Below are 24936 nucleotides of genomic sequence, written 5' to 3'. Positions count from 1 at the left end.
GACGATCCGGGGCCCGGACGCGCCCCGCTTCACTGGAGGGCGTGGACCGCGGCGCGGAAGAGGACGGGCGCCCGGTGGGCGGCGGCGACGATCAGTCGGCCCGAGGACGGATGGCCCGCGGCGCCCAGCAGGGCCGCGGTGAGCAGGCGGTAGCGTCGGGTGACCCGCGCCCACCGCCGCGGGTAGTCGTCGGGCCGCCCTGCGGTCAGGCAGTCGACCGCGGCCGTCGCGGTGGCCACGGCGAGGGCGATCCCCTCCCCGGTCAGGGCGTCCACGTAGCCCGCGGCGTCGCCGACCAGCAGGACGCGCCCGGCCCGCGGGGACCGTGCCCGCTGCCGCAGCGGCCCGGCCCCGCGTACGGGGGTGGCTCCCGGGCTGTCCGCGAGCCGGGCCGCGAGGGCGGGGAAGGCGGCCAGATGCCGGTCGTAGGGGCGGCGGTCGCGGCTCAGGACGGCCACCCCCACCAGGCGCTCGCCGACCGGGGTCACGTACGCCTCGCCGTGGCGCGACCAGTGCACCTCGACGTGGTCCGTCCACGGGGCGAGCGGGTAGTGGCGGCGCAGACCGTAGCGTCCGGGCCCGGTGACGGGCCGGTCGAGGCCCAGGGCGCGGCGCAGCGGCGAGTGGAGGCCGTCGGCGGCGACGAGCCAGCGCGCGGTGAGTCCGGCGGCGGTGACGGTGTCCTCGTCCTGGCGGATCTCCCCCGCCTTCGCGGCGACGACGCGTACGCCGAGGGCGGCGGCCCGCGCGTGCAGGGCGGTGTGCAGTTCGGTGCGGCGGACGCCCGCGCCGGGGCCGCCCCGGAACGCCGCCTCCGCGCTGCGCCTGCCGTCGGTGTAGCGGATGCCGCTCAGGTCGTGGCCGCTCACCCGTACGCCGAGGTCGCGCAGGGCCGCGACGCCGCCGGGCATGATGCCCTCGCCGCACGCCTTGTCGACGGGGGTGGTGCGCGGTTCGACCACCACCGCCTCCAGGCCCGCCGAAGCGGCCCGGATCGCGGCGGCCAGTCCGGCCGGTCCGCCGCCCACGACCAGGACGTCGATCACGCGGGCGCGTCCGCGGCCGGGAGGCGGGCGAGCGCCCCGTCCTCGCACCGGATCCGCACCGCCATGAGCACGGCGTTGAGTGCGGTGAAGACGAGGGCGGTCACCCAGGCCCCGTGGACCAGGGGCAGCGCGAGGCCTTCGGCCGCGACGGCGACGTAGTTGGGGTGGCTCAGCCACCGGTAGGGGCCGCCGGTGACCCGGGGCAGGCCGGGGACCACGATGACCCGGGTGTTCCAGCGGGGGCCGAGGGTGCGGATGCACCACCAGCGCAGCACCTGCGAGGCCACGACGACGACGGCCATCGCCCAGCCCAGCACGGCCGGGAAGGGGCGTTCGGCGAGGCGGACCTCCGCCAGACAGCCGAGCAGGAGTGCGGTGTGCAGCGCGACCATCGCCGGATAGTGCCCGCGGCCCGACTCGACGCCGCCCCGGGCGAGGCTCCAGCGGGTGTTGCGGCGGGCCACGACGAGTTCGGCGAGGCGCTCGGCCGCGACGGCCAGTACCAGGAGGGTGTACCAGGTCGAGGTCATGGGGGTCTCTCCTTCCTACCAGCGCAGCAGCACCAGTTCGCAGCAGAATCCCGGGCCCATGGCCAGCAGCAGTCCGGGGGTTCCCGGCTCGGGGCGGCGCTGTTCGATGGTGTCCCGCAGGACGTGCAGGACCGAGGACGAGGACAGGTTGCCGACGTCGGCCAGCGAGCGCCAGGTGACGTCGAGCGCGCCGTCGGGCAGATCGAGGACCTCGGTGACGGTCTCCAGGACCTTGGGGCCTCCCGGGTGGCACACCCAGTGGGCGACGTCCTTCGGTTTGAGGCCGTGCTCGTCGAGGAACTCCCGTACGTCGTCGGCGAGGTACTGGCGTACGACGTCGGGGACGGCCGGATCGAGGACGACGCGGAACCCGGTGGAGCCGACGTCCCAGCCCATGACGTGCTCGGTGTCCGGGTACATCCGGCTGCGGGTGGCCACGATCTCGGGGCCGGCGACGGCCCGTCGGCCGCCGAGGGCGACCACGGCGGCGGCTCCGTCGCCGAACAGCGCGGTCGCCACCAGGTTGGCGGGCGACGCGTCGTCGCGCTGGAAGGTGAGGGAGCAGAGCTCGACCGACAGGAGCACGGCCACGTCGTCGGGGCGGCCGAGGAGGTAGTCGTGCAGCCGGGCCGTCCCGGCGGCTCCGGCGACGCAGCCGAGGCCGAAGACGGGCAGCCGTTTGACGTCCGACCTCATGCCCAGCCGGGTCACGAGCCGGGCGTCGACGGAGGGGGCGGCGATGCCCGTGACCGAGGTGAACATCAGCAGGTCCACATCGGTGGGCCGCAGCCCCGCCGCCCGCAGCGCACCGCGTACGGCCTGGGCGCCGAGGTCCACGGCGGACCGGATGAACACGTCGTTGGACGCGCCGAAGCCGTCGAGTTCGCGGTAGCCGTCCAGGGGCAGCACGGTGTGCCGGGTGCGGACCCGGGCGTTTTCGTGGAGCCGGTCCAGGACGCGGCGGTCGGCTCCGGGCGGCAGGCAGGTGCGGGCCACCATGTCGGTGACCTCGCGCTGGGTGTGGCGGTGGGGCGGCAGGGCCCCGTGAACCGCGGCGATGCGGGTCATTCTGCCTCCTGCGTCGGTGGCGTCATGGCCCCATCCTGCCCACAAGAACCGATGTAACGGCGTAAAGGACCCGCCCTGTCGTCGCATTGACGGGGCGCCAGGCCCCTACGATCGCCCGATGGACGCCACGGACAGGGTGAGCCCGGCCGGAGCGGATCCGGCCGGGCCGGTCGGAGCGGACCCGGTCGACGCCGGGCCGGTCGGAGCGGACGCGGCCGATGCCGGGCCTGCCGCGGCGGATCCCGCCGGCGCGGGGCGGCGCGGCAGGGTCGCGGGGCTCGCGCTCGCGTGCCACCCGGGACCGGCGCTCGCGGTGACCGCGCTCACCTTCGCCCTCGCGCTCGGCTCCGGTCTCGGCGGCCCCCGCTCCGCGCTGGTCACGGCGGCGGTGCTGACCGGCCAGCTCTCGGTGGGCTGGTGCAACGACGCGTACGACGCGCGGCGGGACGCCGACGCCGGCCGCCGGGGGAAGCCCGCGGCCGACGGCACGGTCGGGGCGCGTGCGGTGTGGACGGCGGCGACGATCGCGCTCGCCCTGTGCGTACCGCTCTCGCTGGCCTGCGGGGTCCTCGCCGGCACGGTGCACCTCGCCGCGGTCGCCGCGGCCTGGCTCTACAACCTGCGGCTCAAGGCCACCGCCCTGTCCTGGCTGCCGTACGTGGCCGGATTCGGCGCCCTGCCCGCCACCGTCGCCCTCTCCCTGCCCGGCGGGCCGTGGCCCCGGTGGTGGACGGTGACAGCCGGGGCGCTGCTCGGGTTCGCGGCGCATCTGGCCGACACGCTCCCGGACATCGCGGCGGACCGGGCGGCCGGGATCCGGGGCCTCCCGCACCGGCTGGGCGACCGGGGCACCCGGCTGCTGCTGCCGGTGCCGCTGCTCGGCGCCACGGCGGTGCTGGCGTTCGGGCCGCCAGGGCCGGTGGACGGCGGGGGTGCGGCAGCGCTCGCCCTGGCCGGTGCGGCCTCGCTCGTGGGCCCGGCTCTCGGCCGCCGGTGGCGCAAGGCCGCCCTGGCCGGAGCGGTGGCCGTGGCGGCGGTGGATCTGGCGCTGCTGCTGGCCCGGGGTGCCGCCGGGGCCTGAACGAGCCCACCCGAACACTGATCTGACGTCGCGTCAGCCAAGACACCCGAATGACATGGCCATGCGAAGACCGTTGACAAATCAGAAACAGGGCAGAAATCTATGAACCTCTCACCGCAAAAGATTGACTTGTGGACTCAAATATCGTGGAAGCAGAGGACATCATGAGATGGAAAAGACTCACCGGACAGTCGATCACCGGGCTGCTGATAGCCGGGATGGTCTCGGTCGGGCTCCTGCCCGTCGCCGCGAGCGCGGCTGAGACCACCGATCTGGCCCGGGGCAAGCCCGTCGTCGCCAGCGGATCGCACGGCGGGTTCCCGGCCCCCAACGCCAACGACGGCAAGGTCAACACCTACTGGGAGTCGAACGGACTGCCGGCCGACCTCACGGTGAAGCTCGGCGCCGACGCGGACCTGCAGTCCGTGGTGGTCAAGCTCAACCCCGACCCGATCTGGGGCAGCCGGACCCAGGACATCCAGGTGCTCGGCCGGACCCAGGACGGCACCGCGTTCACCTCGCTCCGGGCCCGCGCCGGCTACGCGTTCAACCCGTCGGGCAACCAGAACACGGTGACGATCCCGGTGGACGGCAGGGCCGCCGACCTCCAGCTCAGGTTCTTCGCCAACACCGGGGCGCCCGGCGCGCAGATCGCCGAGGTCCAGGTCCTGGGGACGGCCGCGCCCAACCCGGACCTGACCGTGAGCGCGCTGTCCTGGAGCCCCTCGTCCCCGTCCGAGACGGACGACATCACCGTCCAGGGGACCGTCCGCAACGCCGGTACGGCCGCCTCCCCCGCGACGACCGTCCAGGTGAGCCTGGGCGGCGCGGTCGTGGGCAGCGCGCCGGTGGGGCCGCTCGGCGCGGGAGCGTCGGCCCCGGTCTTGGTCGCGGTCGGCAAGCGGCCGCAGGGCTCGTACACCGTCTCGGCGCTGGTGGACCCGACCGACACGGTCATCGAGTCGGACAACGCCAACAACAGCCGCACCACCGCGACCCCGCTGGTCGTCGGGCAGAGCCCCGGCCCCGACCTGGAGGTCCGCTCCATCTCCGCCAGCCCGGCCAACCCGGCCGTCGGCGCGGCGGTCACCTTCACCGTGGCGGTGCACAACCGCGGCACCAGCGCGGTGAGCGCGGGCACGATCACCCGTCTGACCGTCGGTTCCACGACGCTCAACGGCACCGCACCGGCCATCGCGGCGGGCGCGACCGCGAACGTCACGATCGGCGGCAGCTGGACGGCGGCGAGCGGCGGCGCGACGCTGACCGCCACCGCGGACGCCACGAACCGGGTCGCGGAGACCAGCGAGACCAACAACACCTTCGCCCGCTCCATCGTCGTCGGCCGCGGCGCGGCCGTGCCGTACACCGAGCTGGAGGCGGAGAACGCCACCTACCAGGGCACGCTGCTGAAGTCGGACGCCGAGCGCACCTTCGGGCACACGAACTTCGCCACCGAGTCCTCAGGACGCGAGTCGGTGCGGCTCAACTCCACCGGACAGTTCGTGGAGTTCACCTCGACCGCCCCGTCGAACTCCGTCGTCGTGCGCAACTCCATCCCCGACGCACCGGGCGGTGGCGGCCGCGAGGCGACCATCAGCCTCTACGCCAACGGCCAGTTCGTCCGCAAGATCGACCTCTCCTCGAAGCACAGCTGGCTGTACGGGAACACCGACAGCCCCGAGGGGCTCACCAACACCCCCGGCGGCGACGCACGGCGGCTGTTCGACGAGTCGCACGCCCTGCTCACGCAGACCTATCCGGCGGGCACGAAGTTCCGGCTCCAGCGCGACGCGAGCGACAACGCCTCCTTCTACATCATCGACCTGATCGACCTGGAGCAGGTGGCGGCGCCCTCGGCCCAGCCCTCGGGCTGTGTGTCCATCACGACGTACGGCGCGGTGGCGAACGACGGGATCGACGACACGGCGGCGATCCAGCGCGCGGTGACGGCGAACCAGAACGGTCAGATCGACTGCGTGTGGATCCCGGCCGGCCAGTGGCGCCAGGAGCAGAAGATCCTCACCGACGACCCGCTCGACCGGGGTCAGTTCAACCAGGTCGGCATCCGTGATGTGACGATCCGGGGCGCGGGCATGTGGCACTCCCAGCTCTACACCCTCACCCCGCCGCACGAGGCGGGCGGCATCAACCACCCGCACGAGGGCAACTTCGGTTTCGACATCGACGAGAACACGCAAATCTCCGACATCGCCATCTTCGGCTCCGGCACCATTCGCGGCGGTGACGGCAACCACGAGGGCGGCGTCGCGCTGAACGGCCGGTTCGGCAAGGACACGAAGATCAGCGGCGTCTGGATCGAGCACGCCAACGTGGGCGTCTGGGCCGGTCGCGACTTCACCAACATCCCCGAGCTGTGGAACCCGGGCGACGGCGTCGAGTTCACCGGGATGCGGATCCGCAACACGTACGCCGACGGCATCAACTTCGCCAACGGCACCCGCAACTCCACGGTCTACAACTCGTCGTTCCGCAACACCGGCGACGACGCCCTCGCGGTCTGGTCCAGCAAGTACGTCAAGGACCAGTCCGTCGACATCGGCCACGACAACAGCTTCCGCAACAACACCATCCAGCTCCCGTGGCGCGCCAACGGCATCGCGATCTACGGGGGTTACGGCAACAAGATCGAGAACAACCTGATCTCCGACACGATGAACTACCCGGCCATCATGCTGGCGACCGACCATGACCCGCTGCCCTTCTCCGGGCAGACGCTGATCGCCAACAACGGCCTGTACCGCACCGGCGGAGCCTTCTGGAACGAGGACCAGGAGTTCGGCGCGATCACCCTCTTCCCACAGAATCTGCCGATCCCCGGAGTCACGATCCGCGACACGGACATCATCGACTCCACCTATGACGGCATCCAGTTCAAGACGGGCGGCGGCCTGATGCAGAACGTCAAGATCGAGAACGTCCGGATCGACAAGTCCAACAACGGATCCGGCATCCTCGCGATGGGCGGCGCGCGCGGCAACGCGTCGCTCACCAACGTGACGATCACCGGTTCGCGCGACGGCCACGTGCTCATCGAGCCCGGTTCGCAGTTCACGGTCTCCGGCGCTCCGAACGGCGCACGGGCCGAGCGGTAGCCGCTGTCGTGTTCCCGGGCGGGCGGAACGTCTCCGGCCCGGGAACACCCGTCCTCGGGAACCCCCCTTTCCACCGGACGAACTGGGTCCCGCACGGCTCTGGGAAGTGCAGGGTCCGGGGGCTACCCTCCGCGCATGATTCCCACGGTTGTCTGGGGTACCGGCAACGTCGGCCGCGCGGCGATCCGCGCCGTCGAGGCTCATCCGGCGCTGACACTCGCCGCCGTCCTCGTGCACGACTCCGCCAAGGTCGGCCGCGACGCGGGCGCACTCGGCGGGGTCGGACGCACGCTCGGGGTCGCGGCCACCGACGACATCGCCGCCGTCCTGGCCGCCCGCCCCCGGGCGGTCGTCTACGCGGCGTCCGGCGACATCCGTCCCGACGACGCCCTCGCCGACATCGGCCGGGCGATCCGGGCCGGCGCGGTGGTCGTCACGCCCTCCCTCTATCCGCTCTACGACCAGCGCAACGCCCCGCCGGAGCTGCGGGACCCGGTCCTGGCCGCCGTCGCCGAGGGGGGCGGTTCCCTCTTCGTCTCCGGGGTCGACCCCGGCTGGGGCAATGACGTGCTGCCCCTGCTGGTCAGCGGCCTCGGTACCGAGGTGGACGTCATCCGCTGCCAGGAGATCTTCGACTACTCCACGTACGAGCAGGAGGAGTCGGTGCGCCATCTGATCGGCATGGGGCACCCGATGGACTACGAACCGCTGATGCTGGCGGAGAGCGTTCCGACGATGGTGTGGGGCGGTCAGATACGGCTCATGGCGCGGGCGCTGGACGTCGAACTGGACGAGATCCGCGAGACCTTGGACCGTCGGGCGCTGGAGTCGACGGTCGGCACCCGCACGATGGGCGAGTTCGCGGCGGGCACACAGGGGGCGGTGCGCTTCGAGGTGCAGGGCATCGTGGACGGCGTGCCGCGCATCGTCATCGAGCACATCACCCGGATCCATCCCTCGTGCGCCCCGGACTGGCCTTCCCCGCCCGACGGGGTGGGCGCGCACCGGGTGGTGATCGAGGGCCGTCCCCGTATCGAAGTGACGGTCGAGGCCTCCGACGAGGACGAGAACCGGTCGGCGGGCGGGAACGCCACCGCGGTCGGACGCCTCGTCTCCGCCATCGACTGGCTGGTGGACGCGGAGCCGGGCCTGTACGACGCACTGGACGTTCCGCTGCGGCCTGCGGTAGGCAGGCTGGGAAGGAGACCGGCATGATCATCGATATCCCGGAGGGCCAGGAGCCCATCGGTTACGTGTGGGGGGAGATGGTCCCCGGCATCGGGATGGCCGCCGCCACGTTCTCGATGTCCGTGTACGAGCACACGACGCTGGGGCTGCGGGAGTTCGAGGCGGCCAGGCTGCGCGTCGCGCAGATCAACGGGTGCCTGTTCTGCCTGGACTGGCGGACCGAGCGGGACGGGGCGAAGGTCGAGGAGGAGTTCGGCGCGGCGGTGACCGCGTGGCGTACGACCGACGCCTTCGACGAGCGGACCCGGCTGGCGGCGGAGTACGCCGAGCGGTACACGCTCGACCACCACGGCCTGGACGACGCCTTCTGGAAGCGGATGACCGCGCACTACAGCCAGACGGAGATCGTGGAGCTGACGATGAGCGTCGGCTCGTGGCTGGCGTTCGGACGGCTCAACCACGTGCTGGGGATCGACGCGGTGTGCGTCCTGCCCGGTCACGGGTGAGAGGCGGTCGCCTCCTGACGGAGTCCGGGGCCGCCGGGTTGGCACTCCCGGCCCCGGACTCTCCGTGGCTCCCCGTGTCCTCCGGGGCGCCTACAGGTCGGTGGCGATGATCCGTTCGATGTTGCGCTCGGCGAGCGCGGTGATGGTGACGAACGGGTTCACGCTGGTGTTGCCGGGGATCAGTGCGCCGTCGATGACGTACAGACCCGTGTAGCCGTGCAGCCGGCCGTAGTTGTCGGTGGCCCTGTCCAGGACCGCGCCGCCCAGCGGGTGGTAGGTGAGGTGGTCGCCCCAGATCTTGTGGACCCCGAAGAGGTCCGTGCGGTAGATCGTCCCCTCCTTCCGGTTGATCTTGTCGAAGATGGTCTTCGCGGCGTCGATGGACGGCTGCTTCCACGCCGTCTGCCAGTCCAGCTCAACCTTCCCCGCCGCGGCGTTCCAGGTGAACCGGGCCCGGTTCGGGTTCTTGGTGATGGAGAGGTAGAACGAGGCCCACGTCTCGATCCCGGTGGGCAGCGGGGCGACCTCGGCGAACGCCCCGCCGGCGTCCCAGTTGTCGATGCCGCCGGTGGGGATGGACGACTGCACCTGCCCCGTGGGGTCCCAGAGGTGGTTGGCGCGGCCGCACATGACGTTGCCGTTGTCGCCCCAGCCCCGGCCGACCTCGTTGTTGAGGAGGGGCAGCGCGCCGGTGGCCTTGAGGCCGACGAGCAGCTTGCTGGTGCCGACGCTGCCCGCGGCGAAGAACACCTTGTCCGCCGTGACGGTCTTGGTGGCGGCCGTCCGGCCGGTGGTGTCCAGCTGGTCGATGAGCACCGTGTAGCCGCCGCCCGGGGCCGGGGTGACCGTGGTGACCTTGTGGAGCGGGGAGATGGTGACCCGGCCGGTGGCCCTGATCCGGTCGATGTAGGTCTTCTGGAGCGATTTCTTGCCGTAGTTGTTGCCGTAGAGGATCTCGGCGTCCAGGGCCGACTTCGGAACGGTCCCGGCCGCCTCCTGCTTCATGTAGTCCCAGTCGTAGACGGCGGGGACGAAGAGGAACGGGAAGCCGGAGCGCTGGGCGTGTTTCCGGCCGACACGGGCGTACTGGTAGCAGTCGACGCTGTCGAACCAGGCGGGGTCGATGGTGGTGACGCCGAGTCCGCTGTTGGCGCGCGGGTAGTAGGTGCTGTACATCTCCTGGGCGTTCACCGTGGGGAGGATCGCGCCGAAGTTCTCCCGGCGCGGGGTGACGGCCATACCACCGTTGACCAGGGACCCGCCGCCCACGCCGCGGCCCTGGTAGACGGTGATGCCGCCGAACTCCTCGGCGTCCAGGATGCCGGTGTAGCGGTTGACGTTCTTGTCGATGGGAAAGCCGAGGAAGTTGCTCAGCGGCTGTTTGGTCCGGGTCCGGAGCCAGAAGGAGCGGTCGTCCGGCCTGGTGGTGTTGGCGAAGATCTTGCCGTCGGCGCCCGGTGCGTCCCAGGCCATGCCCATCTCGACCATATGGACGTCGACGCCGGCCTGGGCGAGCCGGAGGGCGGCCACGGAGCCGCCGTAGCCGGTGCCGACGACCAGCACCGGCACCCGGGCCCCGGAGCCGATCGGCGCTGCTGCCGCCCGGACGCCCGCCCACGCCGGTGCGGTGTGCCCGGCGATCGCCGCAGCACCCAGAAGAGAACCTGTTCCAGTGATGAATCTTCGACGCGAGACACCCTCGGTCCCGCTATTCGACTTGCTAGCGTCCCTCATGTGACACCCCTCACTCTCGACAGAGTGGAACAGGTTCTACTGTCGATCGCGTGGTAAGTCACTAGAAACCCGGGGGTAACTTGCCGGCGCCGCCCGGCACACCCGAGGGGCCCCGGACCATCAGGTCCGGGGCCCCTCGGGCTCGGTCGCGAAGGATCAGTAGGCGCCGAAGACGTTGTCGATCGAGCCGTACCGGTCCGCGGCGTAGTTGCACGCGGCCGTGATGTTGGCGACCGGGTCGTAGCTGTCGGTCGAGGTGCCGGGCACGTGGTAGGCCTGGAAGGTCGGGTCGATGACCTGGAGCAGCCCCTTGGACGGGGTGCCCTTGACCGCGTTGGAGTCCCAGTTGTTGATCGCGGCCGGGTTGCCCGAGGACTCACGCATGATGTTGCGGTGGATGCCCTCGTAGGTGCCGGGGATGCCCTGCTCGGCCATGACCGCCAGCGACTCCTTGATCCAGCCGTCGAGGTCGTTCGTGTACGTGACGGCCTTTTCGGCGGCCGGAGCGGCCTTCGCCACGGGGGCGGCGTTGATGCGCTCCGAACGGTCGGCACGGTCCGCCTCTCCGCCGCGGGCGGCGGACGGGGAAGCCTTGGCGGCCTTGCCCGCCTTGTCCTCGGAAGGAGCCTCGGCCTTGGTTCCGAGGGTCAGCTCGATACCGGGGTGAATAAGATCGGGATTCTCTCCGATGATCTTCCGGTTGCCTTCGTACAGCTTCTCCCAGCCGCCGCTGACGGAATACTCGCGGGCGATCTTGGAAAGCGTTTCGCCGGCCGCCACGGAATGCTGGGCGGGCGCGGCCTTCTTGGCGGAATTCGCCTGGGCCGCCGAGGCGGGCGCCACGGCCTGCTGCGGCGCGGCGACGGGGGTGGGAGCCGCGAAGGCGCTGGTGGTGCCGATCACCGGGAGGGCGAGAACGGCTCCACCGGCGGTCACCGCGACGAGGCCGCGGCGCAGCGAGATGGACGGGGAACGACGGTGCTTACCCTGTGCGGGCATGGGGGATTTCCTCTCCGGCGCCTGCGAGGTGAGCTGTCGGGTTCAGACGGGAGATGTCTGGCCGCACGCTCGTGCGACTTCACCCCAAGCCGTTCCGGTTACGGATCGGCGACTTACCTGGGTCCCCCGCTCCTGCCGTACGTGAGTGGGTTTCGGATTCCCGGACGGCGGCAGGATTCGGCGTTCCATCCGGATTGACGGTGACCGTAGGCGAGAAAGGCCGAACAGAACAAGCCCCGCATTCCGGATTCCCCTTTCCATGCAAGATCGAAAGGCGTAATTACCGGGTCGGGCCACCCCGTCACGCCGTCAACTTTGTTCGCACAGAAGGGAACCGATGCTTCCGCTTCCGCGTCCGCGCTCCCGGACGTGACGCTCACCACTCGCTCGCGGTGATGGCGAAAACAAGCTCAAGCAAATGCCCCAGGGTTCACGATAAGCCCTACATCGAGCAGAATTCCCAAAAGAACCAAATCGCCCATACCGTCACACGAAAAAGGGCCAATCGGACACTCTAGGCAGGGGCGACCGAAGGGCCCGCGGGGCGATCGCTTACGGTGTGCGGTGGAGACTAGTAAGCCAACCCTTACCTCCGACGTACGCTGTACCTGCCCGCGTTCGCCCGCCCCGAAGGATCACCACGCCATGACACGCCCCGTCCGCGTCGCCATTGTCGGAGCCGGCCCCGCCGGTATCTACGCTGCGGACGCGCTGCTCAAATCCGAGGTCTGCCAGGACCCGGGGGTCTCCATCGACCTCTTCGAGCGCATGCCCGCGCCCTTCGGTCTGATCCGCTACGGCGTGGCCCCCGACCACCCGCGGATCAAGGGCATCGTCAAGGCCCTGCACCAGGTGCTGGACAAGCCGCAGATCCGTCTCTTCGGAAACGTCAGCTACCCGCACGACATCGGCCTGGACGACCTGCGGTCGTTCTACGACGCGGTGATCTTCTCCACCGGCGCCGAGGCCGACCGGGCGCTCGACGTGCCCGGCATCCAGCTGGAGGGCTCCTACGGCGCGGCCGAGTTCGTCTCCTGGTACGACGGGCACCCCGAGGTCCCGCGCACCTGGCCGCTCACCGCGGAGAAGGTCGCCGTGCTCGGCGTCGGCAACGTCGCCCTGGACGTGGCACGCGTCCTGGCCAAGACGGCGGACGAGCTGCTGCCCACCGAGATCCCGGACAACGTCTACCAGGGCCTCAAGGAGAACAAGGCGCTGGAGGTGCACGTGTTCGGGCGGCGTGGCCCCGCACAGGCCAAGTTCAGCCCGATGGAGCTGCGGGAGCTGGACCACTCCCCCAACATCGAGGTCATCGTCAATCCCGAGGACATCGAGTACGACGAGGGCTCCATCGCGACCCGCCGGGAGAACAAGCAGGCCAACATGGTCGCGCAGACCCTGGAGAACTGGGCGATCCGCGACGTCGGCGACCGCCCGCACAAGCTGTTCCTGCACTTCTTCGAGTCCCCGGTCGAGATCCTCGGCGAGGACGGCAAGGTCGTGGCGCTGCGCACCGAGCGCACCGAGCTGGACGGCACCGGCAACGTCCGGGGCACCGGCCGGTTCACCGACTGGGACATGCAGAGCGTCTACCGTGCCGTCGGCTACTACTCGGAGGAGCTGCCCAAGCTCCCCTTCGACGTGGCCTCCGGCACCGTGCCGCACGAGGCGGGCCGCGTCATCGCCGGCGACGAGCACATGAGCTCGGTCTACGTCACCGGTTGGATCAAGCGCGGTCCGATCGGTCTGATCGGGCACACCAAGGGCGACGCCAACGAGACGGTCGCCTGTCTCCTGGAGGACCGTGCCGCCGGGCGGCTGCCCCAGCCGGCAACGCCCGCTCCGGAGGCCGTCGAGGCCTTCCTGGAAGACCGCGGCGTGCGCTTCACCACCTGGGAGGGCTGGCACAAGCTGGACGCCCACGAGCAGGCGCTGGGCGCGGCCCAGGGCCGTGAGCGGGTCAAGGTCGTGGAGCGCGAGGGCATGCTGGAGGCCTCCGGCGCCTTCGCACCGGCGAAGACCCCGGCCGATGCCTGATCAGCGCCTGATCAATGCCTGATCGACAGTACGGCCGCTAGGGCGTGTTTCGAAAGTCCCGCCTGCTCGGCGACGCCTGGCACGCACGCTCGCCGCGTTGTCGGGATCGCCCCGATACATCCAGTATCGGGGCGACCCTCCGCCTTGCGATCGCACGCACCAGACGCCGCCGAGCCCGCCCTCCGGGCGGACTGCGCTACTTTCGAAACACGCCCTAGGGGGCCGGATCCCGTGCGCCCGCCGTGCGCCCCGGGTCCGGCCCCCTGAACGTGCGCCACAGGTCGGGCCCGGGCACTCCGGCCTCCCGGGGCTTCCGGACCGTCCCGGTCCCCGCCCACCGGGCGGCGAGCAGGAGCGCGATGTCGTCGGGGCGGTCGATGGCCTCCCTGGCCTCTCCGATGACCTGGTCGGCCGTCTCGGCCAGGGGAACCGCACCGATGCGTTCGACGGTGGAGCGCAGCCTCTCGATCCCCTCGTCGATGTCCGTCCCCGGGCGCTCGATCAGCCCGTCCGTGAACAGGGCGAGCATCGCGCCCGGTTCGAGCCGCATCTCCGTGACCGGGTAGGACGCCCGCTCGTCGATCCCGAGCACGATGCCGCCGGGCAGGTCCAGCACCTCCGTCCGGCCGTCGGGCCGCCGCAGCACGGGCTGCGGATGCCCCGCGCGTACGGCGCGGGCCACTCCGGTCACCGGGTCCAGCGCGATGTAGCAGCAGCTCGCGAACTGTCCCGGGTCGAGGTCGATGAGCAGCCGGTTGGTGCCGCTGATCACGTCCTGAGGGTCGTAGTTGGTGAGCGCGAACGCCCTCACCGCGCTGCGCAGTTGGCCCATGGTCGCGGCGGCGGCGACGCCGTGGCCCTGTACGTCGCCGATGATCAGGGCGAGTTCACGACCGGTATCGATGACGTCGTACCAGTCGCCGCCCACGTCCATGCCCTGGGTGCCGGAGAGGTAGCGTCCCAGGGTGTCCACCCCGTCCACCTCGGGCAGTCGGTGCGGCAGCAGGGCGTCCTGGAGTCCGCGGGCGAGGGCCGATTCGCTGTCGTAGCGCTGGGCGCGCTTCAGGGCCTGGGCGATGAGTCCGGCCAGTGCCGTCAGGACCGTACGTTCCTCAGGGCTGAAGCCGCGCGGGCGGTCGAAGCCGAGGATGCAGGAGCCGACGGGCCGCCCCGAGGCGATCAGCGGCAGGAACGCGCGCGCTCCGACGTCCGCGTCGATCGGGATGCCGGGATAGGCTTCGGCCAGGCGCTGCATGGATTCGAAGAACATCGGGCGGCCCGTGGTCAGGGTCTCCACCCCGGGAATGCTGACGTCGAGCTCGACCCCTTCGAAGCGGTCGAGGAAGCCCTTGGGGAACCCGGTCTCCCAGGCCAGATGGAGATGGCCCTCGTCCAGCAGGTAGATGGCGAGCTGACGCCCGCCGAACGCGGGGAGCAGCTCCTCCGTGACCACCTCGGAGACCTGACGTGCCGTCACCGCCTCGGTCAGCGCGATGGCGAGGGCCACCGGTCGGTACAGCGCCGAGGAGCGGTCGGCGGTCGAGCCGATGCCCAGGCCGGGCGCGGTGACCGAGCCCGGGGTGTAGTCCGGCCGGTCGGTCCCCTGGAGGACGACGCTCACCCCGTCGTGGCCCGGGTACAGGGACACCGAGAGCCAGTGCGAGGGCGGGCGGCGGGCGAGGAAGTGGACGGGCTCGTCGGCCATCAGGGCTGCCCGGTAGTGGTCCTCGTAGGACTCGTGTCCGAACCACGGCAGGGCCTGCCACACGACATGGCCCACGAGCTCCTCCCTGGAGTGGCCGAGCAGCTCCTCGGCGAGGCCGTTCGCGTAGGTGATCCGGCCCAGCCGGTCGAGGGAGAGGATGCCGCGCGGCAGCCGGTCGGCGGCCTCCGGCACGACGGGTCCCGCGCCGAGGTCGACCAGGAAGCCGCTCAGACGGCTGGCGGACGCGTCGCCGTCCGGGTGGGTCCAGCGGCCGGACAGCTCCAGCAGATGGGACCGGCCGTCGGGGCCGCGCAGCCGCATCCGCCGGACGACCGGCTCGGCCGATTCCACCGTCCGGCGGGCCAGCGCCCACAGCCCGTACACGTCCTCCGGGACCAGCCGCCCGGCGAGCGCGTCCACGGTGCCCGGGAAGGCGTCGGGCGCGAAGCCGAGGATCGCGCAGAGTTCGTCGTCGGCGGTGACCTGTCCGGAGTGCAGGTCCCAGTCGAAGCGGCCGACCCGGACCGGGGGCGTGGTGGCGGCGGGCAGTTGCACGGGGACCGGCTCGTCCTCCCATACGCAGTCGACGCCCCGTTGCTCCAAAGCGGTGAGCGCGTCGCCGAGCCGGTGGCCCAGCCGGTGCAGCCGGTCGCCGTCTGCGGGGGCGACGGGCCGCCCCGGCGTGGAGGGCCGCAGGATCGCCAGCACGCCCAGGCTTCCCCGGGGTCCGGTGATCGGCACCCACAGCGAACCGAACGGGAACGGCAGTCCGGCCATCAGCTGCGGGAACCGGCGCATCGCGTCCTCCGCGTCGGAGAGCAGCACCGGTCGTCCCGAGCGGTAGGCCTCGGACAACGGGAAGGGCCGGTTCACCTGCATCCGCCACCAGGGCCGGAACAGCGGGCCCGGCAGTCCGGCGAGCACCGCGAGCCGCAGGAGTCCGGGCGTCCGGCTGCGGAGGAAGACGCCGCCCGCGTAGCCGTCGCTCGACTCGACGGCGCTCACGAGGGCCTGCGCGAGTACGAGGGACAGCTCGTCGGGCACCCGGCCACCCTCGTCTCCCCCGGCCGCGGCCCCGTTTCCGGCGGGCGGGGGATGCCGGGGCGTTTCGTGCCGGGTCACACAGCCAGCATGCTCCCGGTGCGGGGTACCCCGCACCTCCGGCGACCGGCCGCCCCCCGACGGCCGGTCGCGGACAGTGGCCTCAGTACAGCTTGGCGACGGCGGTGCGTGTCGTCTTCTTGAAGCCCTCCAGCGGAGCGCCGTCGAGTTCGCCCAGCTGTCCCCACTCGACGACGGTCACCGCCCTGCCGTCGCGGCCCACGGAGTAGAGCCCGATGTCGGTGGAGCCGACCTCCGGGTAGGACGTGTCGATGCTGTAGACGTGCGCGCCCTCCTCGATGGCGACGCGGCCCTGGTAGAACGCCTCCCCCTCCAGGCCGGGGTCCTGCTCCTTCAGCCGGTCGAGGCAGGTCTCCAGGGCGCCGCGCAGTTCGGCGGCGAGCGCCTCGGCCCGAGCGGTGGTGGCGGCGACCGTGATGGTCTGGCGGGCGCCGGTGTCCAGTTCGGTGCGGAAGTCACGGTGGCGGGTGCCGGTCGCCGGGGCGATGCCCGCGGTGCACACCGACCCTTCCGCCGGCACTCCCTGGCGTACCGGACCGGCCGTCCAGGGGGTGAGGGAGGCGGGCAGCTGGCCCGCGCTCAGGAACTTCGGCTGGACGGGAGCGGGGGCCGGCGCCGCGGTGGCGGGCACCTGGGCCAGGGCGGTGACGGTCAGGCCGGCGACAGCGGCGGTCAGAAGGGCGGTCCGAAGAGTACGCATGGTGAGGTTTCCCCGTTTCGGATGGTTCGGATGGTTCGGGCCGTGCGGGCGGGGTGGTCAGGTGGTCGTACGGCGGCGCGCCGGCGTACGGGGTCCGGTGAAGGAGCCCTGCGGCGGCGGTACGGGAACGGACACCAGCCTGGGCCGCCGCCCGGGCCCGGACAAGCACGACACGGCTTCGCGCCGGGCTGGAACCGTCCCACCCCTGGTGACGTGGGTGTTCTCGGGGGGCTGGAACGCCCTGGGGACGGCTGCGGGGGAGGTCGAGCGTGTCGGGTGACGCCGAGGGGGCCGCACGGGCGGTGCTGGCGGAGCGGCTGAGCGCGCTGCGGGAGCGGTCGGGCCGGACGTACGCGTCGCTGGCCCGCCGCATCGGGGTCAGCGGCTCGACGCTGCACCGGTACTGCACGGGGCGGACGGTGCCCGCGGAGTTCGCCCCCGTGGAGCGGCTGGCCCGCCTGTGCGGCGCACCGGCCGGGGAGCGGGAGGCGCTGCACCGCCTGTGGATGCTGGCCGACCGCGAACGCCTCGACAGGCAGGGGGCCGCGGAGGCGGCGCCGTCCGAGGTCGTGCGGGTGGAGGTCGCGCCGGTGGACGCTCCGGCCGGGGAGGCGCCACCGCCCGGGCGGCGGGCGGCGCCCCACGCCTCCGGGGCCGGTCCGTCCGGCGGGACCGTGTCCGGGCCGCCGCCGTCCACGGCCCCGGTTCGGTCAGGCGAGGACGAGCCTCGCCCGGGGCGGGATTCCGGCTCCGAGGAGGTGGCCACGATCGGGAGCGGGCCTCCCCGGAGGCCGCTGTTCCGCTCGCGTCGGGCACGACGGTACGGGCAGGGGATCGGCGTCCTCGCCGCCGCGGCCCTGGTCCTCGCCCTGATCGCGGCTCTCGGAGGGACGACGCTCCCGGCCCCGGGCCGGAGCCCTTCGGTGGCCCAGCGGCCGGGCGGCCCTCCGGCGGACAGCCCGGAGCCGTCGCCTTCCGGCTCCCCCACGCCCGGGAAGCCGCGGGCCACGCCGAGCGGGACCCCGCGCGCAACGCCGTCCGGCGGCGCCCGGCCGAGCGGGCCGCCCGGCGTCGGACCGCGCGGGGAGGCACTCCCCGGGCCGTCCGGAGGAGCCCCGGCCCCGAGGACCGGACGTGTGCCGTTCACCTGGACCGCGGACGACCACGTCTGGAAGAACGGCTGTGACCACTCCTACCTGGTCGACCGGGCGCCCGCCGCCGTTCCGCCGCCCCCGGTGGAGGCGGACGCGGAGTCCTGGGCCGGGGCGCTCGGCGCGGTGCACGCGGGCGAGGCCGGTGTCCGGATCACGTTGCAGGGGCGGGACGAGCGGGCCGTGGTGCTGGAGGCCCTGCGGATCCGGGTGGTCGAGCGTCGTTCGCCGGCGGAGGGCCGGGTCTACCGGATGAGCTCCGGCTGCGGCGGGGCCCTCACCCCGAGGATGTTCGACGTGGATCTCGACGTGCCCCGCCCCGTCGCGCGTCCGGTCGCGGGCAACGACTCGGGCGAGCCCATCGAGGCGGTGGCCTTCCCGTACAGCGTCTCCGTCACCGATCCCGAGGTCCTGCTGATCACGGGTCGTACGGTCGGCTGCGACTGCGACTGGTTCGCCGAGCTGACCTGGAGCGCCGGCGGCCGGTCCGGCACGGTGCGCGTGGACGACGGCGGACGGCCGTTCCGCACGAGCGGGGTACGGGGGCGGCCCGGGCACGACTACGACACGGCCACCGGCCGCTGGGTGTCCGCGGCGGACGCCGGGGGGACCGCGCCCTGAAGCGGCGACCGCGGCGCGGAGGCGCGCGGGTGCGGATGCGCCCATCCTGGTGGGGCGGGCGGATGGCCCGGCGCGGTCCTGCGTCGGCCGCGGAGGCTCCTGCTGGAGGTGCCGATGGACCCGGTCACCGCTCTGCGGCGGATCGCCTTCCTGCTGGAACGCTCGCAGGCCGCCACCTATCGGGTGAAGGCCTTCCGTACGGCCGCGGGCGCCGTGGATGCGATGGCCGCCGGGGAAGCGGCCGAGCGGGTGGCCGCGAACTCCCTGGAGTCGGTCGCCGGGATCGGCCCCCGCACCGCCGAGGTGATCCGCGAGGCCCTGGCCGGGGAGACGCCCGGGTATCTGGACCGGCTGGAGAAGGAAGCCGCCGCCGAGCCGCCCGTCGAGGGGGGCGGGGAGCTCTTCGCCCGGCTGACGGGCGACTGCCATCTGCACTCGGACTGGTCGGACGGGGGCAGTCCGATCGAGGAGATGGGCCGGACCGCCGCGGAGCTGGGGCACGCGTGGGCCGTCCTCACCGACCACTCGCCCCGGCTGACGGTGGCGCGCGGCCTGTCGCCGGAGCGGCTGCGGGAGCAGCTCGCGGTGGTGGAGCGGCTGAACGAGGAGTGGGCCCCGTTCCGGCTGCTGACGGGGATCGAGTGCGACATCCTCCCGGACGGTTCGCTCGATCAGGAGCCCGAGCTGCTGGAGCGGCTCGACGTCGTCGTGGTCTCCGTCCACTCCAAGCTGCGGATGGACCCGGGGCCGATGACGCGGCGCCTGGAGACGGCGGTACGGCATCCGCGGGCCGATGTGCTCGGCCACTGCACGGGACGTCTGCTGGCCGGGCGCGGCCGTCCGGAGTCGCGGTTCGACGCGGACCGGGTCTTCGCGGCCTGCGCCGAGGCGGGCACGGCGGTGGAGATCAACTGCCGCCCGGAGCGGCGGGATCCGCCACTGCGGCTGCTGCGCGCGGCCGTCGCGGCGGGGGCGCTGTTCGCGATCGACACGGACGCGCACGCGCCGGGGCAGCTCGACTGGCAGCGGTCGGGGTGCGCCCGGGCCGAGGAGTGCGGAGTGGCGGCCGACCGGGTGGTGACGACCTGGAGCGCGGACCGGCTCCTGGAGTGGGCCGGCTGACCGCGTCGGGGGCACGCGTCGGCCGGCCGGGGCACGCGTCCGGCCTCCGGGGAAACGTGTCCGCCCGCTTCCGGGGGCACGCAGGTCCCTCCGGAAGCGGGCGGACATGTCGGCCGGGCTACTTCTGGGGGTAGATGTCCCCGGCTTCCATGGCGCTCTGCTGCTCGCTCCGGTCCCGGATCGTCCGGGACTTCTTCTCCAGCCGCTCGCGCTCGTGCGGGTCGCTCGCGTGCTTCGCGGCCTCCGCGAGCTGTTGGGCCTTCTCACGCATCTGCCGAGCCAGGTCGGCGGGTTCGTCCGAACCGCTCATCACCACTCCTTGGACGCTGGGGACCTCTGCACCCAGCGAACCAGCGACCGGCCGCCCTCGCATCCCGCACGGCCCGCGCTCCCGTGCCGGAAGCGGGGTGTCGACAGGGCCTCCGCGTCGGCGGGCGCGTCCAGGACGACCCGGCGGAGGAGCCCTGGCCTCACCCTGAGGTCGAGGGTGAGGCTTTCCCTCCGCCTGCCGAGGGAGGCATCGGCCCTCCACGATGTCGTGGGCGTGCGGCGGGGCTCGGACGGAGAGACCCTGGAGGCATGGCTGTTCTACTGAATCCCCCAGGAGAGACACCGCCGGCCGAGGGTTCCATCAGCGAGGCCCACGAGGAACGCGCGGACGGAGGAATATGGGAGCACCCCGGCCTCTGGACCGCTCTGATCGTGATCGGAGCGCTGGTGGTCGCCGGGTTCTTCCTCGCCCGGATCTTCGGCTACGGGTGAGCCGCGAGGTCTCCGATTCGGCGCGCCGGATCACCGCCGCGCTGCCGGAGGGGTGCGGGCGGGCCGATGTCTTCGTACGCGGAGCGCAGGGCCTCCGGAAGCGAGCACGCCGTGCGGCGAGGCCTCCACGGGCGCCGGGGACGGCGGCCTCCCCGAGCGCCGGGGAGGGCCGCCTCTGCGGGCGCCAGTAGCAGCCTCCGCGGGCGCCGGTCGGACTCGCGAAGGCGCCCGTGCCGTACGTGACGGCACGGGCGCCTTCGCTCTCTCAGCGGTCGGAGGCCGTCCGCGCCGCGCGTGCCAGGGCCTCCTCGCGGCGGGCCTCGGCCTGTTCCTTCCTGCCCTCGGCCTTCAGCCGCTCGTTCTCGAGGGCGATGCCGTCCGACTCCTTGATCATGCCTTTGAGCCTCCGCGCCTTGGCGCGGGCGATGTCGGTGCTCTTTCCCACAGCTGCCTCCATGCCGCGAGGGAGATACGCGCTTTCCCCTCCACTATGCATACCCGCGCGGCGGAACGCAGGCCGCTACAGCAGGGGATTCTCGTCGTCGTCCGGTCCGCCGCCCTCGACCCGCAGCGCGAGGTCCTGGAGGACGTCCGCCGACGACACGTCGGTCTGCCCGGAGTCGTGGACCTGGGCCAGCATCGTGAACGCGAGGGTGAAGGCGCTCACGAGCTGTTCGACCGCACCGCCGACCTCGCGCCCGACGACGGTGACCACCTCCTCCACGGAGAAGTCGTCGGGGATGGCGATGTGGGGCATCGTCTCGTTCAGCAGGGCGGTGACGGCGCCCGCTCCCGCGTCCAGATCTTCCCGTTCGAGGTCCGCCTCCAGCAGACGCTGCATTTCGCGCGCCTCTGTGAGGATGCCGATCACGCGCTTCACGACTTCCCGTTGCTCCATGGCCGCGAGCATAGGGCGTGCAACCCGGTCGCAACGTCCGGTCGAGTTGACTCGCGTCCGGTTGTCGCGGCGTCGCCGTGGCCGAGAAGGGGCAGGTCCATGGAGTGTGACCCGAAATCGCCCGCCGTCGAGCTGACGGCGGGCGCGGCCGGTCTGCTGCTTCGGCTGCGGGCGGAGCACGGTCCGTTGATGTTCCATCAGTCGGGCGGCTGCTGCGACGGCAGCGCGCCGATGTGCTATCCGGCCGGTGAGTTCCGCACCGGGAACGCCGATGTGCTGCTGGCGGAACTCGTCGTCGAGGGAATGGCCGAGAGCGTGCCCTTCTGGATGTCGCGGAACCAGTACGAGGTGTGGTCCCACACCCGGCTGATCGTGGACGTGGTGGAGGGCCGCGGCAGCGGGTTCTCGCTGGAGGCTCCGGAGGGGGTGCGGTTCCTCATCCGTTCCCGTCTGGTGGACGGATGAGGAACCGCACCCCGCCCGTCAGGCGGTGTCGCGCACCGCGACGATGCCGTTGAAGACGCCCGCGTACGCGGTGCCGTCGGGGCCGATGGTGATGGGCGCCCAGTTGTTGTCGTACGCGGGTCCGGTGCCGGTGAGCGTGCGCCAGCGGCGTTCTCCGGTACGGAAGTCGACGGCGGTCAGATACCAGGCGTCGATGCCGAGCGCGTTGGGCTCCTTCTCGTAGAAGTAGAGCAGCCCGTTGGCGGTGGACAGCTTCGGCACGGTGGAGGGCGAGCGGACGGCGCTCTCCCACACGGTGTCGCAGCCGCTGCCGTCGGGCCTGACGTCGATACGGGTGACGCCGCCGACGACGCTGCGGCCGAGCAGCAGCGAGGCGGGGTTCTCGTAGCCGTAGTTGTTCTCGACGACGAGGCTGTCGCCCCAGCTGATCAGCGAGTTGTCGGTGGTCGACTGGCCCCGGCCGAAGACGGGGACCGAGCAGACGAGGCGACGGTCGGCGGGGATGTCCGCGCCCCGGCGGAAGACGAGGACGTTCATCCGGTCGTCCGCGTTGTCGGTGATCGCGACGTACTTCTCGCCGGTGCCGAACAGGTCGGGGGTGGTGCCCGAGCCCTGGTTCACCGAACCGGGCTTGGTGCCGGTGCCCCGGTCGTACGTCTGCCGCCAGCCGATCCGCGGGGTGCCGTCCGGGCCTGCCGTGAAGCTGTAGAGGGCGTGGTCGGAGACGATGGAGACCGCGTCCCGGTCCACGGAGAACGAGTTCTGGATCTCCTCGCCGTCGAGGCGGACGGACCGGACGGCCGAGGTGTCCGGGTCGACCGTCCCGACCCGGCCGAGCCGGGTGACCCACCAGATCCGGCCCTGCCAGTCGGGCATCACGGAGGTCACCGGGTCGCAGGTGCCGCTGGGGAAGAGGTTGGTCCAGGACACGCAGTCGTGCGGGACATGGCCGGTGAGGTCCCAGTCGTCCTCGACGACGAACTCCCAGCGGCCGTCGGCGCCCTGCCGGTGGGCGATGCGCAGGATGTGCTGGCGCGAGTCGGCGAGGACGACCCGGTCCTGGTCGTCCAGGTAGAAGTAGGCGCCGCCCGAGGTGTCCTTGAAGATCCTGGAGAAGTCGAGGCGGGTGATCGCCTCGACCGTGGAGGACCGCTGCGGCAGCTTGTACTCGGCGAGCGTGTCGAGGGTGCGCGGGTCGAGGAGCTTGAGCAGGAAGCCGGTGAACGTCCCGCAGACCGTGATCAGCCGGCCGGCCGCGTCGAACGTCGCGGTGGCGCACTCGCCGCCGACCGGGGCGATCTTCTCGCTGGTCACCTCGGGGCTCCGGCCGAGCGGTCCGGCGTAGGGATGGGTGCCGCTGCCCGCCGCGTCCGCGTGCATGCCGCTGCGCCCGTTGGGCGCGAGGAAGGGGTGCTGCGGGGGCGCCTGTCCGGGGACCGGCGACGCGGTGGCGGGGGCTCCCTCGTACCTCTCGACCAGGCGGTGGCCGGGGGCTCTGGGGATCTCGTCGGCCACTGCGGGGGATGTGGGCCCGGCCAGCGTGAACGTGGCGACGGCGAGGGTCAGGGCCAAAGCACGGGCGAGCGCTCTGCGGTACGGCGGGGGCATCGGGCTCCTCGGTTACGGACGGGGGTCGCGCCGCCGCCCGACGTTAGGAGCCGCACCGTGAAGTGTCCATGGAGACGAGAAGGGTTTCGCGTGCCCGACACGCCGCCGCAACACCGCGCCACGTGCGGCAACGCCCGCAACACACCGCGCGGCGCCCTAGGGTCTTTCGTTTGGATCAGGTCGGATCAGGGAGCGGGGTCCGGTGCGTGCGGCTGCAAGGCGGAGGAGGGAGTCACTGCGGAGCATGGGCGACTGACGACAACGCCGCAGATGCGCGCACCGGACCCCGCGAGCCCGACATGATCCAAACGAAAGGCCCTATCCGCGCGGCGGAGGCTTCCGGTGCGAGCGGTTCTCCAGCATCGCCCGGCGGATGCGGGCCGCCGCCGCCCGGGCGTGCTCCGGCGTCGCGGTGTGGTCGGCGACCGAGGTGACGAAGCGGTGCAGCGGCTGCCGGCAGCGGGTGCACGGGGTGTCGGTGGTGACACGGTGGCCGTCCTCGCACTGCGGGTCGGAGCACGAGCCGGGCATCAGCAGCTGTTCGGCGATGTCCTGGGCGCTCCAGCGGCGGCGGCCGTCCTCGTCCTTCTCGTTGAGGGCGTGGGCCCAGCGCAGGTTCCAGCGGCGTTCGATGCGCTCACGGAGGAGACCCGCGCTGCGGTTCGCCAGCTCCTGGTGAATCAGGTCGTGGACGGTGCTCGGGACCCGGCCGCCGAGCGCCTGGAGGAGCTGCTGCGGCAACGCCTGGAGGACATAGCCGCGCGGGTTGCTCTTGGCGTTCTCGCGCCAGCGGTCGCAGGAACAGGTTCCGTCGGGCCGTTTCGGGGCGTGGCAGCGCCCGCACAGGCCGCGGCACTCGGCGCACAGCCCTCCGTCGAGACCGTCCAGGTGGGGCGCGGGCGCCCGGCCGCAGGACTGGCAGCAGGCCGCGCACGGCCCGCAGAGCCGCTCGTTGCCCGCCTTCGTCGTCCAGATCCGCATCTGGCACCGGCAGCACAGGCCGGTGTTGCAGTACTCGTGGTGGGCGGCGCCCGAGTGCCGGCCGGAGGGCGGAAAAGACATCTGTCCATTGTGCGGGATGTCCGGGACCGGCGTGGACCGGCCGCCGGCAGGGGCCGGGCCGGCAGCGGGGTCCGCGGCGCGGCCGGGGCCAGGGCCGGGAGTGGGGCCGGGGTCAGGGGTCGAGGCCGCTGACCAGGTCGGCGGTGGCCCCGACGCCGTCGTGGATGGTCGGCGCCATGCTCGTACCGGCCAGGAAGAAGCCCAGCAGGACGCAGACCAGTGCATGGGAGATCTTCAGTCCGCCGTTGCGCAGGAAGATCACTGCCAGGATCAGCATGAGCAGGACCACCGAGATCGAAACGGCCATGGCCAACCTCCTCCGCCGCGCCGGATTTGCGGCATTCGGCCGCCAGTGTGGCGCAGCGGAGGGGCTGTTCGGCGCACTGGCGTGTCGGCCGAACGGGTACTCCCCGGC

The 24936-nt window shown here is 72.2% G+C and carries 22 protein-coding genes and 1 riboswitch; of the genes, 9 read left to right on the top strand and 13 right to left on the bottom strand.

Annotated elements, in window-relative coordinates; genetic code table 11:
* Positions 1-29 precede the first annotated feature (29 nt).
* Genes OG245_RS35565 through OG245_RS35555 form a run of 3 tightly spaced genes read right to left on the bottom strand, consistent with a single transcriptional unit; the run spans position 30 to position 2644 of the window.
* Complete coding sequence (locus tag OG245_RS35565; RefSeq protein ID WP_371627456.1) at positions 30-1046, bottom strand: NAD(P)/FAD-dependent oxidoreductase; 1017 nt, start codon at positions 1044-1046, stop codon at positions 30-32.
* Positions 1043-1576 carry an isoprenylcysteine carboxyl methyltransferase family protein gene (locus OG245_RS35560; protein WP_371627455.1) on the bottom strand — a complete coding sequence of 178 codons (534 nt, stop codon included), beginning with the start codon at positions 1574-1576 and terminating at the stop codon, positions 1043-1045. Before OG245_RS35560 ends, OG245_RS35565 begins: the two co-directional genes overlap by 4 nt.
* Before the next feature lie 15 nt (positions 1577-1591).
* Positions 1592-2644, bottom strand: a complete 1053-nt coding sequence (locus tag OG245_RS35555; RefSeq protein WP_371627454.1) for a type III polyketide synthase — start codon at positions 2642-2644, stop codon at positions 1592-1594.
* Between the two features lie 118 nt (positions 2645-2762).
* Between OG245_RS35555 and OG245_RS35550 the strand changes: the two genes are divergently transcribed.
* From OG245_RS35550 to OG245_RS35535, 4 genes are all read left to right on the top strand, one after another.
* Complete coding sequence (locus OG245_RS35550) at positions 2763-3725, top strand: UbiA family prenyltransferase (RefSeq protein WP_371627453.1); 963 nt, start codon at positions 2763-2765, stop codon at positions 3723-3725.
* A 164-nt stretch (positions 3726-3889) separates the two neighbouring features.
* A complete protein-coding gene (locus OG245_RS35545; RefSeq protein ID WP_371627452.1) occupies positions 3890-6841 on the top strand; it encodes a CARDB domain-containing protein in 2952 nt (983 codons plus the stop codon).
* Between the two features lie 135 nt (positions 6842-6976).
* Positions 6977-8056 (top strand): dihydrodipicolinate reductase, encoded by a 1080-nt coding sequence (locus OG245_RS35540; RefSeq protein WP_371627451.1) that lies wholly within the window; start codon positions 6977-6979, stop codon positions 8054-8056.
* Positions 8053-8535, top strand: a complete 483-nt coding sequence (locus OG245_RS35535; protein WP_371627450.1) for a carboxymuconolactone decarboxylase family protein — start codon at positions 8053-8055, stop codon at positions 8533-8535. Before OG245_RS35540 ends, OG245_RS35535 begins: the two co-directional genes overlap by 4 nt.
* 90 nt (positions 8536-8625) lie before the next feature.
* Here the strand turns inward: OG245_RS35535 and OG245_RS35530 are convergent, their stop codons facing one another.
* Positions 8626-10269, bottom strand: a complete 1644-nt coding sequence (locus OG245_RS35530; protein WP_371627449.1) for a GMC oxidoreductase — start codon at positions 10267-10269, stop codon at positions 8626-8628.
* Between the two features lie 156 nt (positions 10270-10425).
* Positions 10426-11268, bottom strand: a complete 843-nt coding sequence (locus OG245_RS35525; protein ID WP_371627448.1) for a transglycosylase SLT domain-containing protein — start codon at positions 11266-11268, stop codon at positions 10426-10428.
* A 5-nt stretch (positions 11269-11273) separates the two neighbouring features.
* A riboswitch (cyclic di-AMP (ydaO/yuaA leader) is annotated at positions 11274-11461 on the bottom strand.
* A gap of 452 nt (positions 11462-11913) precedes the next feature.
* Here OG245_RS35525 and OG245_RS35520 point away from each other — a divergent pair.
* Positions 11914-13305: an FAD-dependent oxidoreductase gene (locus OG245_RS35520; RefSeq protein WP_371627447.1), complete on the top strand. Its 1392-nt coding sequence runs from the start codon at positions 11914-11916 to the stop codon at positions 13303-13305.
* 214 nt (positions 13306-13519) lie between these two features.
* On the opposite strand, the gene OG245_RS35515 is transcribed toward OG245_RS35520, so the two are convergent.
* On the bottom strand, positions 13520-16054 hold the full coding sequence (locus OG245_RS35515; protein ID WP_371628080.1) for a SpoIIE family protein phosphatase: 2535 nt from the start codon (positions 16052-16054) through the stop codon (positions 13520-13522).
* Between the two features lie 160 nt (positions 16055-16214).
* On the bottom strand, positions 16215-16832 hold the full coding sequence (locus OG245_RS35510; RefSeq protein ID WP_371627446.1) for a hypothetical protein: 618 nt from the start codon (positions 16830-16832) through the stop codon (positions 16215-16217).
* Between the two features lie 269 nt (positions 16833-17101).
* On the opposite strand from OG245_RS35510, the gene OG245_RS35505 reads away from it, so the two are divergent.
* Both OG245_RS35505 and OG245_RS35500 read left to right on the top strand, forming a co-directional pair.
* Positions 17102-18604: a helix-turn-helix domain-containing protein gene (locus tag OG245_RS35505; protein ID WP_371627445.1), complete on the top strand. Its 1503-nt coding sequence runs from the start codon at positions 17102-17104 to the stop codon at positions 18602-18604.
* 114 nt (positions 18605-18718) lie between these two features.
* Positions 18719-19726: a PHP domain-containing protein gene (locus OG245_RS35500; protein WP_371627444.1), complete on the top strand. Its 1008-nt coding sequence runs from the start codon at positions 18719-18721 to the stop codon at positions 19724-19726.
* A 118-nt stretch (positions 19727-19844) separates the two neighbouring features.
* Here the strand turns inward: OG245_RS35500 and OG245_RS35495 are convergent, their stop codons facing one another.
* Positions 19845-20036 carry a DUF6381 family protein gene (locus OG245_RS35495; RefSeq protein WP_371627443.1) on the bottom strand — a complete coding sequence of 64 codons (192 nt, stop codon included), beginning with the start codon at positions 20034-20036 and terminating at the stop codon, positions 19845-19847.
* A 269-nt stretch (positions 20037-20305) separates the two neighbouring features.
* Here OG245_RS35495 and OG245_RS35490 point away from each other — a divergent pair, with 269 nt between their 5' ends.
* Complete coding sequence (locus tag OG245_RS35490) at positions 20306-20488, top strand: DUF6480 family protein (protein ID WP_371627442.1); 183 nt, start codon at positions 20306-20308, stop codon at positions 20486-20488.
* Positions 20489-20753: 265 nt separating this feature from the next.
* Here OG245_RS35490 and OG245_RS35485 read toward each other — a convergent pair whose 3' ends face one another.
* Both OG245_RS35485 and OG245_RS35480 read right to left on the bottom strand, forming a co-directional pair.
* A complete protein-coding gene (locus OG245_RS35485; RefSeq protein WP_371627441.1) occupies positions 20754-20933 on the bottom strand; it encodes a hypothetical protein in 180 nt (59 codons plus the stop codon).
* A 75-nt stretch (positions 20934-21008) separates the two neighbouring features.
* Positions 21009-21398, bottom strand: a complete 390-nt coding sequence (locus OG245_RS35480; protein ID WP_003964352.1) for a hypothetical protein — start codon at positions 21396-21398, stop codon at positions 21009-21011.
* An 87-nt stretch (positions 21399-21485) separates the two neighbouring features.
* On the opposite strand from OG245_RS35480, the gene OG245_RS35475 reads away from it, so the two are divergent.
* Complete coding sequence (locus OG245_RS35475; RefSeq protein WP_371627440.1) at positions 21486-21851, top strand: DUF779 domain-containing protein; 366 nt, start codon at positions 21486-21488, stop codon at positions 21849-21851.
* 18 nt (positions 21852-21869) lie between these two features.
* Here OG245_RS35475 and OG245_RS35470 read toward each other — a convergent pair whose 3' ends face one another.
* From OG245_RS35470 to OG245_RS35460, 3 genes are all read right to left on the bottom strand, one after another.
* The gene (locus OG245_RS35470) at positions 21870-23459 is read right to left on the bottom strand and encodes a hypothetical protein (protein WP_371627439.1); all 1590 of its coding nucleotides are present in this window, start codon (positions 23457-23459) and stop codon (positions 21870-21872) included.
* Positions 23460-23777: 318 nt separating this feature from the next.
* Positions 23778-24521 carry a hypothetical protein gene (locus tag OG245_RS35465; RefSeq protein WP_371627438.1) on the bottom strand — a complete coding sequence of 248 codons (744 nt, stop codon included), beginning with the start codon at positions 24519-24521 and terminating at the stop codon, positions 23778-23780.
* A 112-nt stretch (positions 24522-24633) separates the two neighbouring features.
* Positions 24634-24828 carry a hypothetical protein gene (locus tag OG245_RS35460; protein ID WP_371627437.1) on the bottom strand — a complete coding sequence of 65 codons (195 nt, stop codon included), beginning with the start codon at positions 24826-24828 and terminating at the stop codon, positions 24634-24636.
* Between the last annotated feature and the right edge of the window lie 108 nt (positions 24829-24936).

The sequence above is a fragment of the Streptomyces sp. NBC_01116 genome (assembly GCF_041435495.1).
GTDB lineage: Bacteria > Actinomycetota > Actinomycetes > Streptomycetales > Streptomycetaceae > Streptomyces.
This window is presented reverse-complemented; position numbering and strand designations above follow the sequence as displayed.

Excerpts from the sequence above, each read along its gene's own strand:
- OG245_RS35560 (WP_371627455.1), bottom strand. The coding sequence starts at position 1,576 with ATGACCTCGACCTGGTACACCCTCCTGGTACTGGCCGTCGCGGCCGAG.
- OG245_RS35555 (WP_371627454.1), bottom strand. The coding sequence starts at position 2,644 with ATGACCCGCATCGCCGCGGTTCACGGGGCCCTGCCGCCCCACCGCCAC.
- OG245_RS35550 (WP_371627453.1), top strand. The coding sequence starts at position 2,763 with ATGGACGCCACGGACAGGGTGAGCCCGGCCGGAGCGGATCCGGCCGGG.
- OG245_RS35545 (WP_371627452.1), top strand. The coding sequence starts at position 3,890 with ATGAGATGGAAAAGACTCACCGGACAGTCGATCACCGGGCTGCTGATA.
- OG245_RS35540 (WP_371627451.1), top strand. The coding sequence starts at position 6,977 with ATGATTCCCACGGTTGTCTGGGGTACCGGCAACGTCGGCCGCGCGGCG.
- OG245_RS35535 (WP_371627450.1), top strand. The coding sequence starts at position 8,053 with ATGATCATCGATATCCCGGAGGGCCAGGAGCCCATCGGTTACGTGTGG.
- OG245_RS35530 (WP_371627449.1), bottom strand. The coding sequence starts at position 10,269 with ATGAGGGACGCTAGCAAGTCGAATAGCGGGACCGAGGGTGTCTCGCGT.
- OG245_RS35525 (WP_371627448.1), bottom strand. The coding sequence starts at position 11,268 with ATGCCCGCACAGGGTAAGCACCGTCGTTCCCCGTCCATCTCGCTGCGC.
- OG245_RS35520 (WP_371627447.1), top strand. The coding sequence starts at position 11,914 with ATGACACGCCCCGTCCGCGTCGCCATTGTCGGAGCCGGCCCCGCCGGT.
- OG245_RS35510 (WP_371627446.1), bottom strand. The coding sequence starts at position 16,832 with ATGCGTACTCTTCGGACCGCCCTTCTGACCGCCGCTGTCGCCGGCCTG.
- OG245_RS35500 (WP_371627444.1), top strand. The coding sequence starts at position 18,719 with ATGGACCCGGTCACCGCTCTGCGGCGGATCGCCTTCCTGCTGGAACGC.
- OG245_RS35495 (WP_371627443.1), bottom strand. The coding sequence starts at position 20,036 with ATGAGCGGTTCGGACGAACCCGCCGACCTGGCTCGGCAGATGCGTGAG.
- OG245_RS35490 (WP_371627442.1), top strand. The coding sequence starts at position 20,306 with ATGGCTGTTCTACTGAATCCCCCAGGAGAGACACCGCCGGCCGAGGGT.
- OG245_RS35480 (WP_003964352.1), bottom strand. The coding sequence starts at position 21,398 with ATGCTCGCGGCCATGGAGCAACGGGAAGTCGTGAAGCGCGTGATCGGC.
- OG245_RS35475 (WP_371627440.1), top strand. The coding sequence starts at position 21,486 with ATGGAGTGTGACCCGAAATCGCCCGCCGTCGAGCTGACGGCGGGCGCG.
- OG245_RS35470 (WP_371627439.1), bottom strand. The coding sequence starts at position 23,459 with ATGCCCCCGCCGTACCGCAGAGCGCTCGCCCGTGCTTTGGCCCTGACC.
- OG245_RS35465 (WP_371627438.1), bottom strand. The coding sequence starts at position 24,521 with ATGTCTTTTCCGCCCTCCGGCCGGCACTCGGGCGCCGCCCACCACGAG.
- OG245_RS35460 (WP_371627437.1), bottom strand. The coding sequence starts at position 24,828 with ATGGCCGTTTCGATCTCGGTGGTCCTGCTCATGCTGATCCTGGCAGTG.